The sequence below is a fragment of the Pseudomonas sp. JUb42 genome (assembly GCF_024807945.1).
In the GTDB taxonomy this organism is placed as follows: domain Bacteria; phylum Pseudomonadota; class Gammaproteobacteria; order Pseudomonadales; family Pseudomonadaceae; genus Aquipseudomonas.
Genome location: NZ_JANUFD010000004.1, coordinates 212,041 through 224,067, shown reverse-complemented (window position 1 = coordinate 224,067; position 12,027 = coordinate 212,041). Strand labels below are relative to the sequence as shown.

At 60.8% G+C, this 12,027-nt stretch carries 12 protein-coding genes and 1 pseudogene; 8 read left to right on the top strand and 5 right to left on the bottom strand.

Annotated features, from left to right (window positions below):
• Positions 1 to 144 precede the first annotated feature (144 nt).
• From M2401_RS09975 to M2401_RS34450, 5 genes and pseudogenes are all read left to right on the top strand, one after another.
• Positions 145 to 906, top strand: coding sequence for an SDR family oxidoreductase (locus tag M2401_RS09975; RefSeq protein WP_259102206.1), 762 nt, complete (start codon positions 145 to 147; stop codon positions 904 to 906).
• An 84-nt stretch (positions 907 to 990) separates the two neighbouring features.
• Complete coding sequence (locus M2401_RS09970) at positions 991 to 2,475, top strand: mechanosensitive ion channel domain-containing protein (RefSeq protein ID WP_259102204.1); 1,485 nt, start codon at positions 991 to 993, stop codon at positions 2,473 to 2,475.
• A gap of 71 nt (positions 2,476 to 2,546) precedes the next feature.
• Entirely contained in the window at positions 2,547 to 3,479 is a 933-nt protein-coding gene (locus tag M2401_RS09965) for an LD-carboxypeptidase (RefSeq protein WP_259102201.1), read from the top strand.
• A 207-nt stretch (positions 3,480 to 3,686) separates the two neighbouring features.
• A pseudogene (locus tag M2401_RS34455) lies at positions 3,687 to 4,799 on the top strand (HAMP domain-containing protein); the annotation flags it as partial.
• On the top strand, positions 4,773 to 5,657 hold the full coding sequence (locus M2401_RS34450; protein ID WP_409033908.1) for a methyl-accepting chemotaxis protein: 885 nt from the start codon (positions 4,773 to 4,775) through the stop codon (positions 5,655 to 5,657). The pseudogene M2401_RS34455 and the gene M2401_RS34450, both read left to right, overlap by 27 nt.
• 132 nt (positions 5,658 to 5,789) lie before the next feature.
• Here M2401_RS34450 and M2401_RS09955 read toward each other — a convergent pair whose 3' ends face one another.
• Positions 5,790 to 6,980 (bottom strand): benzoate/H(+) symporter BenE family transporter, encoded by a 1,191-nt coding sequence (locus M2401_RS09955; RefSeq protein WP_259102196.1) that lies wholly within the window; start codon positions 6,978 to 6,980, stop codon positions 5,790 to 5,792.
• A gap of 134 nt (positions 6,981 to 7,114) precedes the next feature.
• A complete protein-coding gene (locus tag M2401_RS09950; protein WP_259102193.1) occupies positions 7,115 to 7,576 on the bottom strand; it encodes a MarR family transcriptional regulator in 462 nt (153 codons plus the stop codon).
• Between the two features lie 82 nt (positions 7,577 to 7,658).
• Between M2401_RS09950 and M2401_RS09945 the strand changes: the two genes are divergently transcribed.
• From M2401_RS09945 to M2401_RS09935, 3 genes are all read left to right on the top strand, one after another.
• Positions 7,659 to 8,825 (top strand): PLP-dependent aminotransferase family protein, encoded by a 1,167-nt coding sequence (locus tag M2401_RS09945; protein WP_259102192.1) that lies wholly within the window; start codon positions 7,659 to 7,661, stop codon positions 8,823 to 8,825.
• Positions 8,826 to 8,852: 27 nt separating this feature from the next.
• Positions 8,853 to 9,455: a glutathione S-transferase family protein gene (locus M2401_RS09940; RefSeq protein WP_259102189.1), complete on the top strand. Its 603-nt coding sequence runs from the start codon at positions 8,853 to 8,855 to the stop codon at positions 9,453 to 9,455.
• Between the two features lie 204 nt (positions 9,456 to 9,659).
• Entirely contained in the window at positions 9,660 to 10,046 is a 387-nt protein-coding gene (locus tag M2401_RS09935; RefSeq protein ID WP_259102186.1) for a lysozyme inhibitor LprI family protein, read from the top strand.
• Between the two features lie 15 nt (positions 10,047 to 10,061).
• Here the strand turns inward: M2401_RS09935 and M2401_RS09930 are convergent, their stop codons facing one another.
• The 3 genes from M2401_RS09930 to M2401_RS09920 all read right to left on the bottom strand — a co-directional run bounded on the left by M2401_RS09930 (position 10,062) and on the right by M2401_RS09920 (position 12,017).
• On the bottom strand, positions 10,062 to 10,433 hold the full coding sequence (locus M2401_RS09930) for a glutathione S-transferase N-terminal domain-containing protein (protein WP_259102184.1): 372 nt from the start codon (positions 10,431 to 10,433) through the stop codon (positions 10,062 to 10,064).
• Between the two features lie 66 nt (positions 10,434 to 10,499).
• Positions 10,500 to 11,045 carry a GTP cyclohydrolase I FolE gene (gene folE, locus M2401_RS09925; protein WP_259102182.1) on the bottom strand — a complete coding sequence of 182 codons (546 nt, stop codon included), beginning with the start codon at positions 11,043 to 11,045 and terminating at the stop codon, positions 10,500 to 10,502.
• A gap of 414 nt (positions 11,046 to 11,459) precedes the next feature.
• A complete protein-coding gene (locus M2401_RS09920; protein ID WP_259102179.1) occupies positions 11,460 to 12,017 on the bottom strand; it encodes a Smr/MutS family protein in 558 nt (185 codons plus the stop codon).
• Between the last annotated feature and the right edge of the window lie 10 nt (positions 12,018 to 12,027).

Genomic DNA, 12,027 nt, shown 5'->3' with positions numbered 1-12,027 from the left:
GATCCAGATGGATGATGAAGCGGTGCAGGCTTAATCACCATGACTCATGAGGTCCTAACCGACACCTTGATAGTGCTGACCGACAGGCCCTGACCCTGTCTAGACTCTCGCCAACTTCCCACAACGATAAAAAGGATGAAGGCGATGAGCATGACGTTTTCCGGTCAAGTGGCTCTGGTTACCGGTGCAGCGGCGGGCATTGGCCGGGCGACGGCGCTGGCGTTCGCGGCGCAGGGCTTGAAAGTGGTGGTGGCCGACCTGGATGCCGCTGGCGGCGAAGGCACGGCCGCGTTGATCCGCGAGGCGGGTGGCGAGGCCCTGTTCGTGCGTTGCGACGTGACCCGGGATGCCGAGGTGCGGAGCCTGATGGCGTCGGTAATCGACGCGTACGGCCGTCTGGATTACGCCTTCAACAACGCCGGAATCGAGATCGAGAAGGGGCGTCTGTCCGAAGGCAGCGAGGCCGAGTTCGATGCCATCATGGGCGTCAACGTCAAGGGCGTCTGGCTGTGCATGAAGTACCAGTTGCCGCTGATGCTGGCCCAGGGCGGCGGTGCCATCGTCAATACCGCGTCGGTGGCGGGCCTGGGTGCGGCGCCGAAGATGAGCATTTATAGCGCCTCCAAGCATGCGGTGATCGGCCTGACCAAGTCGGCGGCCATCGAGTACGCGAAGAAGAAAATCCGCGTCAACGCCGTGTGCCCGGCGGTTATCGACACCGATATGTTCCGTCGTGCCTACGAGTCCGATCCGAAGAAGGGCGAGTTCGCCGCCACCATGCATCCGGTCGGGCGTATCGGCAAGGTCGAGGAAATCGCCACGGCCGTGCTGTACCTGTGCTGCGATAACGCCGCCTTCACCACCGGCCAGGCCCTGGCGGTGGATGGTGGTCTGACAGCCATGTGACGTTGACGCTCTCGCTCCGCTCCGGGCTCTCGGTTAAGCTGCGACGTTAGCCACAATCCAGTAACGCCGGGATGGAGCAAGTCGATGGATCTTCCGTGGGTCGCCTATCCGCTGACCAGTGCTTCGCTGCTGCTGGTCGTTGATCTGCTCCTCTGGCACAACCTGGACCCGCGCTGGCTGCGCTGGAAGGTACTGCTGCGCCTCGGGCTGTTCCTGGTGTTCAGCATGTGCCTGACCAACGCCGGTCTGAGTCCATTGAATGTGGTGCCAGCGGACCTGCCGGTATCACGGCACGCGCTGTCGGCGATTCTGAGCATCGCCTGGTGGCTGCTGGGTGCACGCACCCTGACCATCCTCACTGGGCTGGTCCTGGAACCGCGCATCGGCGGCAAGGGCCACCTGCTGCAGGATGTGCTCGGCGCGATTATCTTTCTGGTGGCCGCCGTGGCCGCCGCCGCTTATGTCCTCGATCTGCCGGTCAAAGGCTTGTTGGCAACGTCCGGGGCCGTGGCGATCATTCTCGGCCTGGCGGTGCAGAGCACGCTCAGCGATGTATTTTCCGGGATTGTGCTCAACGCCACCAAGCCGTTCATGGTCGATGACTGGATCAAGGTCGATGACACCGAAGGCAAGGTGGTGGAAATCGACTGGCGCTCCACCCATCTGCTGACCGCCGAGGGCAGCATGGTGGTGATCCCCAACGCCATCGCGGCGAAGAACCGCATCGTTAACTTCAGTCGTCCCGATCACTATCACGCCATCACCCTGAACATCGAGTTGCCGGTGCGTTTGCGGCCCAGCCTGGTACTGGATTCCATCGACAAGGCGCTGCAAGGCAGTCGCGAGTTGCTGGCCAAGCCGGCACCGGGTGCGGTGGTGCTCAGGTCCGGCTTGCGCAGTGTGCAGTACCAGATCACCGGTTATGTGAAATCCCGTGATCGGCGTTCAGCGGTGAGCAACCAGTTGCACGACCTGATCTACCGCCAGCTCGCCGCCACCGATATCCGTCAGGATCAGGCTCGACCGGCGACCCGTTCCCTGGCGGTGCTTAATACCGTCAGCGCCCTGCGCATGCTCAGCGAGGCCGACCTGGCCGGGCTTGAGCGCAACATGCGCCTGCATGCCTTCGGCGCCCGCGAGGTGGTACTCGCCCAGGGCGTGGTACCCGAGGCCCTGTACATCATCGAGTCGGGGGTGGTTTCGGTGTCGGTGGAGCAGGGCGAGACCTGGCAGGAAGTCGGGCGCATGGGGCCGGGGGAATTGCTGGGCGAGACCGGTTTTGTCGATCAGTCGCCGAGCATGGCGCGCTTCTGTGCCATGACCGATTGCATGATCTATCGTATCGACTATCAGGACCTTGAGCCCTGGATCAAGGAGCATGCCGAGCTGCGCGGCGCCCTGGCCGGCCTGGCGCGCTTCCGGGCCAAGGCGCGGGCTTCGATGCTGGAAAGCAAGCCCGTGGCCCCTCCACCGGGCGGCTTTATCAATTGGCTGAGCAAGAGTGTTACGCGTTGGCAGGGAAGCAGAAGCCGAAGCCGCGCGGACAAGAGCAGTGACAACAACAGTTGAGGTTGCCCCTGTAACCGCTGCGATGCATCGCCTACAGTGTCGCTTCACTCATCTCAAGTGGACTTTTTCAAATGCCTGGCACGACCTTGCCCATCCTGCGTCCCAACGTATTGCGCCCTGGGGATGCCGTCGCACTGGTTTCTCCCGCCGGCCCGGTGCCTGCCGACAAGATCGAGTCTGCCGTGCAAGTGCTCAAGAGTTGGGGCCTGCAACCACGGGTTTACCCGCACGCGCTGGACCGTCACGCATTTTTTGCCGGCACCGACGAAGATCGGCTCGCCGACCTGAATGCAGCCCTGGCCGATCCGCAGATTCGCGGTATCTTCTGCAATCGTGGCGGCTACGGCATGCAACGTATCGTCCAGCAGCTGGATTTCGCTGCGGTACGCCGTGACCCCAAGCTGGTCATCGGCTTTTCTGATATCACCGCCTTGCACACGGCCCTGTGGACCCAGGCCGGGCTGGTTTCGGTGCATGGCCCGGTATCGACGCAACTGGAGCGCGGTGATGATTTTACGCGCAGCATCCGCCATGCCCTGATGAGCACCGAAGCGGTGCGGATCGAAGCCGATGCCGCCGAGGCGACCTTCTCTGTACGCACGACAGGCCGCGCCCAGGGCCTGTTGCTGGGCGGCAACCTGAGTATCCTTTGCACCTCCATCGGCACCTCGTTCATGCCCGACCTGCGCGGCGCCATCTTGTTGCTTGAGGATGTCGGTGAGGCGGCGTATCGGGTCGACCGCATGCTCACCCAACTGGGCAACTGCGGCATCCTGCAAAGCCTGGCGGGCATTGCCATCGGCCAGTTCAGCGAACCATCCGGCATGAAGGGCTCCATCAGCCCCTCCGATGTTTTGCGAGAGCGCCTGTGCGGCTTGGGTATTCCTGTGTTGGGTGGCCTGTCGATCGGCCATGAACAGAAGAATATTGCGGTGCCTTTGGGGTGCGAAGCTACACTGGATATCGAAGCTGGCACCTTGCTGGTTGCTTGCGCCGGGCAATGAAAATCGGCGCAAATCCCCAGGACTGATCGGCCCGACCGGGCCACTGTCCTGAAAGCGACCTTGACGTAGCTTTTTGCCATTATTCCGGCGTCAGAGACTTGTTTTGCCTTTGCCCCGGCGCGAATCTGCACGATTATTGAATGGCCAGATTTGGTGGCCTGATTCGTTGGTCAATGTGCCGTGAGTATTCGATCGGGGAAAAGCGCTATGATTTCGGCCGTGCAAGCACGCTTCGCTAACCTGGGAATGGCTAAGAAGCTGGCCCTGGGCTTTACCCTGGTCCTGCTCCTGACCGCAGTTGTTGCGGCCATCGGTGTCTGGTCCCTGAAAAACATCAGCCTGCATGTCGACAGTCTGCAGCAGATGTCGAATCTCAATAGCGGCCTGCTCAAGGTGCGTCTGCTCGAGCAGGAGTACGCCCTGCACAGCAACCCCAAGACAGTCGATGCACTGCACAAGGGCATTGAGGATCTGAACGCGTTGGCCGAAGAGCTCAAGGGCCAGTCGAAAAACAATCAATCGATGATGACTGCGGTGCAGCAGGCACTGGGTGACTATCGAAAATCCTTCGATCAGTTCGTGTCGATCAGCCAGAGCAAGGACCTGGCGCTGGAAATGGCCGCCTGGTCGGTCTCCAGCGTGGCCAACAACCTCGATGTGTTGCAGTCCGGCCTCAACGATGACGGCACCTATGAACTGAAGAAATCCAACGGCGCCAGCGGCAGCGAGTTCATCGAGCAGGCCAATCAGGTCAGCCAGGTCTCCAAGCTGATGATGCAGGCCATGGACGAGGCGCGGGTGCGTCTGGACCAGAGTCGCAAGACCGGCAGCGGCGACGAGGCCAAGACCGGCAAGATCGAACAGGCCGAGCAGGCCAAGGTCATCGCCGAACAGCTCAAGGGCTTGATCAAGGACGATGGCTACCTCACCGTGCTGGGCGAAGTTGGCACCCATATCGTCAACTTCAGCGACAAACTCAACGAATACACCGGCCTGCTCAGTGACGAAGCCAAGGTTTCCCTGCAACTGGCGGCCAACGCCAGGCAGGTCGTGCAGCAGGTCGATCAGGCGTATGCCGCTGAAGATCAGTCCATGGCCAGTGAGCTCAAGCTCAACTCGCTGCAGATCATCGGTTCGTCCATCGTCGCCCTGATCGTCGGGGTGATCGCTTCTCTGCTGATTACCCGCCTGATCGTCGGCCCGCTGCGCAGTGTCATCGCCATGGCGCAACGCATTGCTGCCGGTGACCTGAGCGGCAGCGTGACGGTGACCCGCCGCGATGAAATCGGTCAGATGATGCAGGCCATGCAACAAATGGGGGCAGGGCTGAGCCAGATCGTCAGCGGCCTGCAGGCAGGCATCGAACAATTGGCCAACTCCGCTCACTCGCTGTCAGCGGTGACCGAGCAGACCAATCTTGAGGTCAACAGCCAGAAAGAAGAGACCGAGCAGGTCGCTACGGCCATGAATCAGATGACCGCTACCGTGCTCGACGTCGCCCGCAACGCCGAAGAAGCCGCGATGGCGGCCCAGACCGCCGACGAGAAGGTCGATAGTGGCCAGGTGGTGGTGCGCCAGAGCATGCAGCGCATCGAGCAACTGGCCAGCTCATCGGCCTCGGCCAGCCACGGCATCGAAAGCCTGAGCGCGGAAATCCAGAATATCGGCAAGGTTCTGAGTGTGATCAAGAGCGTTGCCGAGCAGACCAACCTGTTGGCCCTCAACGCTGCCATCGAAGCCGCCCGGGCCGGTGAGCAGGGCCGCGGCTTTGCCGTCGTGGCAGACGAAGTACGGGCTTTGGCCAAGCGCACTCAACAGTCCACTGAAGAAATCGAACGCTTGGTCATCAGCCTGCAAAGCGGGGCGCAGGCCTCGGTCGCGCAGATTCAAAGCAGTGGTGAATTGGTCAAGCTGGCGGTGAGCGATGCGCTGCAGACCGAAAGCGCCCTGGGCAGCATCGCCGCAGCCGTATCGATGATTCAACAGATGAACCAGCAGATCGCCGCAGCCGCCGAAGAGCAAAGCTCGGTGGCCGAAGAGATCAACCGCAGCGTCACCAGTATCCGCAGCAGCGCCGACCAGTCAGCCCTGGCCATGCAGGGTAACGCGGCGTCGAGCATCGAACTGGCTTCGCTGGGGATGGAACTGAAGGGTATGGTCGGGCATTTCCGCTTGTAATCGATGCCCTGTTCGCATTGTGGGAGCGGTTTGTGGGAGCGAATTCATTCGCGAAAGCGGTATTGCGACCGATAAATCTTTATTGATTCTACCGTCGTCTTCGCGAATGAATTCGCTCCTACAACTATGCTCTCAGCCCTTACGGGCATTCAGAATCACCAGCGTCAACACCCCCGCCACAATCCCCCAGAACGCCGAACCAATGGAAAACAGGGTCAGCCCTGAAGCTGTGACCATGAAGGTGATCAACGCTGCTTCACGCTCCTTGGGCTCGGTCATGGCCACGGTCAAACCATTCATGATCGAGCCGAACAGCGCCAAGGCTGCAATCGACAGCACCAGTTCCTTCGGGAAGGCGGCGAACAACGCGGCCAGGGTCGCGCCGAAGATTGCCGCGATACCGTAGAAAATCCCGCACCACACCGCTGCGGTATAGCGCTTGTTACGGTCTTCATGGGCGTGCGGCCCGGTGCAGATGGCTGCGCTGATGGCCGCCAGGTTGATGCCGTGGGAGCCGAACGGCGACAGCAGCAAGGATGCGATACCCGTCACGGAAATCAGCGGCGAGGCGGGCACCATGTAGCCATCGGCGCGCAGTACGGCGATACCGGGCATGTTCTGCGAGGTCATGGCGACCACAAACAGCGGAATACCGATGCTGATGGTTGCGGCCAGGGAAAACGACGGCGTGGTCCACACGGGCACCGCCACTTCCAGGGCGAAGCCGCTGAAGTCGAGCAGGCCGAGCAAGCCCGACAACGCCGTGCCGACCAGCAACGCTGCCAGCACCGCATAACGTGGCGACACGCGCTTGACGATCAGGTAGGTGAAGAACATGCCCAGCACCAAGCCGGTGCGGTGTTGCGCGGCGACGAAGATTTCGCTGCCGATCTTGAACAGGATTCCCGCCAGCAAGGCCGCAGCGAGGGAGGCGGGCAAGCGCTTGACCAAGCGTTCAAAGCTGCCGGTCAGGCCGCAGATCATCACCAGTACCGAACAGGTGATAAATGCGCCGATGGCTTCGGGGTAAGTGACGCCGCCCAGGCTGGTGATCAGCAGCGCCGCGCCAGGCGTCGACCAGGCCACGGTAATCGGCGAGCGATAGCGCAGGGACAGGCCGATGCTGCATACCGCCATGCCGATGAACAGCGCCCAGATCCACGAGGAAATCTGCGCGCTGGTCAGCCCGGCGGCCTGGCCGGCCTGGAACATCAGCACCAGGGAGCTGGTACAGCCGGTCATCATGGCAATGAATCCGGCGACGACGGCGGACAACGACGAGTCGGTCAATGGGCGCAGCGGGGCTTGAATCGCATCGGTCACGGCGGTTTTCCTTGGGTGGCACGAATGACAGGCGCCAAGCCTAAACGCAATGGCTACGGGGCTTTGCAATACAGCCAAGGACGTATTTGACAGTACAGTTGCAGGCAGTCGCTCATTAAGGCGATTTTGTACTGTTAGCCATCTGTGGGCTTTAGGGCGCTCTGCAAAGTCTGGCCCAGCGCTTGATTCACCGCCAGCCAGCCATCGACGGCCTCTTGCCCGGCCTCATTGAAAACCCGTTGCAGCAGCTTGACCTGCTCGCGCCGTAGCGCCTGTTCGAACTTCTCTCCTTCGGCGGTCAGGCCCAGCAGGCGTTTGCGCTTGTCGGCGTCCGGGGCAACGCTTTGCACCAGTTCCATGCCGAGTAACTGGCGCAGCGGTGCATTGAGCGCCTGCTTGCTCACCCCCAGTACATCCAGCAGTTCCTTGACGCTCAGGCCAGGATAGCGGGCGATGAAAAACACGATGCGCTGATGCACCCGGCTGAGGCCGCGCCGGGCCAGCATTTCGTCGGCCTTGGCGGTGAAGGCCTGATAGCCGAAGAAGAACGCTTCCATGGCGGCTTGCTGCGTGGCTGAATTTTTAAGGTCAAGCATATTGACGTATCTATGTCCGGCATCGTAGTTTCGGTCAACCAGTTTGACGTATTTTCCTTTGTCTCTGCCAGCGGTGATCTTGATGGCCTTCTCCGAACGTATCACTCGTCTCAAAAGCTCGTTGATTCGCGAAATCCTTGCCGCGGCCCAGCGCCCGGAGGTGATGTCATTTGCCGGCGGTCTGCCGGCCCAGCAAATGCTGCCCCATACCGACTGGACCGAAATGCCGCGTGGCATCGGCCAGTACGGCATGAGCGAAGGCGAGCCCGAGCTGCGCGAAGCCCTGGCGGCCGAAGCGCGGGCCATTGGCGTGCCTTGCGAGGCGAGCCAGGTACTGATCGTCAGCGGTTCGCAGCAGACCCTCGACCTGGCCGCCAAGCTGTACCTGGACAAGGGCACCGAGATCCTCCTTGAAGCGCCGACCTATCTGGCCGCGCTGCAAACCTTCCAGTTGTTCGGCGCCGAGTGCCTGACCGTGCCGCTGCAAGCCGAAGGACCGGATCTGATCGCGCTGCGTCAGCGCCTGGAGCAACACAAGCCGGCGTTCGCCTACCTGATCCCGACCTTCCAGAACCCGTCAGCGGTGCGCTACAGCGAAGCCCGGCGCGATGCGGTGGCGGCGTTGCTCGACGAGTTCGGTGTGACCCTGATCGAAGACGAGCCTTATCGCGAGCTGAATTTCGACGGCGGCAGCGCAACGCCCATTGTCAGCCGCCTGAAAAAGGCCAGCTGGATCTACACCGGCACTGTGTCGAAAACCCTGGCCCCGGGCCTGCGCGTGGGCTTTCTGATTGCCTCTGCTGACCTGTACCCCTACCTGTTGCGCTTGAAACAGGCGGCGGACCTGCACACCAACCGCGTCGGCCAATGGCAGGCCCTGCAATGGATCGGCACCGAGCGTTATCGCGAGCACATGGCCGGGCTGCGCGACTTCTATCGACAGCGCCGCGACGCCTTCGAGGCTGCCCTGCAAGAGCATTTTAGCGATCTGGCCGAATGGAACAGTCCTCAAGGTGGCCTGTTCTTCTGGCTGACCCTCAAACAACGTTTTGACACCCGGACCATCCTCAACGCGGCCTTGGCCAAGGATGTGGCTTTCATGCCGGGCGAACCTTTTTTCACTGACCCCGATGCGAATCCGGGTTATCTGCGGCTTAATTTCAGTCATATTGATCCGTCTCGGCTGGACGAAGGATTGCAAAGGCTGGCAGCGGTCATCAGACAGGCGCAGGCGGTACGGGCGGCCTGATTCGGGAATTCACAGGAGAGCGTGGCGATGTACAAGGTTTACGGGGATTACAACTCGGGCAACTGCTACAAGGTCAAACTGATGCTCAACCTGCTGGGCGCCGAGTATCAGTGGGTCGATATCGATATTCTCAAGGGCGAGACCGAGACTGAGTTCTTTCTGGAAAAGAACCCCAATGGCAAGGTGCCGGTGCTGGAGCTGGAAGACGGCACCTGCCTGTGGGAGTCCAATGCGATTCTCAACTTCCTCGCCGATGGCAGTCATTACCTGCCCAGTGAGCCGCGCTTGCGTACCCAGGTGCTGCAATGGCAGTTCTTCGAGCAATACAGCCATGAGCCCTATGTGGCGGTGGCGCGCTTCATTCAGTTCTATCTGGGGCTGCCGGAAGAGCGTCTTGCCGAGTACCGCAAGATGCACAAGGCTGGTTACCGGGCACTGAATGTCATGGAACAGCAGCTCAAGCGCACGCCGTTTCTGGTCAGCGATACGTTCTCCATCGCCGACATTGCGCTGTATGCCTATACCCATGTGGCCCACCAGGGCGGTTTTGACCTAGCAGCCTATCCGGCCATTCAGCAATGGCTGGAGCGGGTCAGTCAGCAGCCGGGGTATGTCGGGATGCTGGATTAAAATTTGCTGTAAGGACAAGGGTGGGAGCGGACTCATCCGCGAAGGTGTCGGCGCATTCACCGGCCTATTCGCGAATGAATTCGCTCCCACTGAATTCGCTTCCATCCAAACGGTTCCCACACATCAGGTAACAGGTGCATGCTTTGCCCCCGCTGCGCTTTGTCATTAGCCTGCGCGGTTTTATCGGCACGAGGGAACAGTTTTATGGGTAACTGGATGAAGGGCGTCGCCGCATTGCTCGCCCTGGCGGGCAGCGGTGTGGCGTTGGGGCAGGATTGTGATTCGAACCAGGCGGCCATGAACGTCTGTGCGGCCAATGACTTCAAGGCCGCCGACAAAGAGCTCAACGAGCTCTACAAGACTCAAATGGATTACCTGCAGGATGCCAAGACCAAGGCGGCGTTCAAGGACGCCCAGCGCAAGTGGATCGCCCTGCGCGATGCCGATTGCCTGTATCAGGTCGGCCCGCGCGAAGACTCCGGCTCAATCTGGGCGCTGCTGCAATTCAGTTGCGAGACCGGGCAGACCAAACTACGCATCGAGCAGCTTAAGAAATACGTCGCCTGCCGCCAGGACATGTGCCCGAACTGATCGCTCGGGCGTGCTTCAGACGGCTGCGAAGCGCTGGTTCAGGTAATCGATAATGACCTTGGATTCGTACATCCATACGGTCTTGTCACCTTCCTCGATACGCAGGCATGGCACCTTGATCTTGCCGCCTTGCTCAAGCAGGGCCTGGCGATCGATCTCGCTGTTCTTGGCATCGCGCAGGGCCACGGGCACGTTGAGACGGCGCAGGGTACGGCGGGTCTTGACGCAGAACGGGCAGGCGTTGAACTGATACAGGGTCAGGTCCTTGGCCGATTGCTCGACCGCCGTCTGAGCGTCGGGGCTGCGTTTTTTCTTTGCCGGACGGGTAAGGAAGTCGATCAGAATGACCAGTTGGCCAAGACCAACCCTTAATGCCTTCATGAACACGGTAGAGCCTCGCTGGGAAACACGTGCGCCGTGACCAGGGCCACGGCGCGGGGACTGCCTGGGCGGTTACTTGATCAGGCTGAGAAATTCGCTGCGGGTCGCGGCGTTTTCGCGGAACTCGCCCAGCATCACCGAAGTGATCATCGACGAATTCTGCTTTTCCACACCGCGCATCATCATGCACATGTGCTTGGCCTCGATAACCACGGCCACGCCCAGGGCGCCGGTGATCTGCTGGATCGCCTCGGCGATCTGGCGGCTGAGGTTTTCCTGGATCTGCAGGCGACGGGCGAACATGTCGACGATGCGTGCGACCTTCGACAGGCCCAGCACCTTGCCATTGGGGATGTAGGCCACATGGGCCTTGCCGATGAACGGCAGCAGATGGTGCTCACACAACGAATACAGCTCGATGTCCTTGACCATCACCATCTCGCTGGCGTCGGAGCTGAACAGCGCGCCATTGGTGACTTCTTCAAGCGTCTGCTGGTAACCGCGGCACAGGTACTGCATCGCTTTGGCGGCGCGTTTTGGCGTGTCGAGCAGGCCTTCGCGGGAGACGTCCTCGCCCAGTTGGCCGAGGATCGCGGTGTAATTCTGTTCCAGTGTCACAGGGCTGTGTTTCCGTGTGGATGTCGATGAACGCGAGGGCAGGGCCCTCGCCAAGTCGCACATAGTAACGTACGCCTGCGGGCAGGGTAAGTTCGCTGGCCGACAAACCGATGCTCAGGACCGCCCGGAGCAATTGTATCGAGTTGTTTACCCAACCTTTACCAAGTGCCTACGTGGATCGCGGGGATCTCGCGGTCAGATGTTTCAGGTAAGTAATACCTGCCGCAAAGAGAGTGTGTGAAATGTTGAGTCGAATCGCAAAAGTGTCAATGGTCATTGCCGTACTGGCGTCCCTGTCCGGATGTTTTCCGTTCTGGGGGCCGCACCACGGAGGGGGCTGGCACGGCGATCATCGTTTTGACGGTGGCCCCCATGGGGGCGGCTACTACGGAGGCCCACGTTGAGGCAGGGGGGTTATTCGTCGCGGCCTTCCATCATTGTCCGCTTGAGCATCACATAGAGCGCGCCTGCGCCACCATGCTTGGCCAGGCATGAGCAAAAGCCCAGCACCTGCGGGTGCTGGCGCAACCAGGTGTTGACGTGGCTCTTGATCATTGGCCGTTTGCCATCCAGGCGTACGGCCTTGCCATGGGTTACCCGCACACAGCGAATTTCCAGCTTGGTGGCTTCGGCGAGGAAGGCCCACAGGGTTTCCCGGGCCATTTCCACGCTCATGCCATGCAGGTCGAGGCTGCCCTCGAAGCTGATCTGACCCAGCTTGAGCTTGCGCATCTGGCCTTCCTGCACGCCATCGCGCGACCAATGCAAGACATCTTCCGGGCCGACATCGATGACGAACTGGTCGGAGAGGCCGTCCACAGTGACCGAATCGGTGCGCACAGTGGCAGCCTGGCGCAGTTTTGCCAGGTTCTTGCGATCGGTACGGGGCTTGCCCACGTCGGCGTGCTGTTGCTTGAGCGGCTTGATGCCGCGGGTTTCAGATCGAAACAGGGAAAAGTCGTCGTCTTGCATGGGGCCTCCG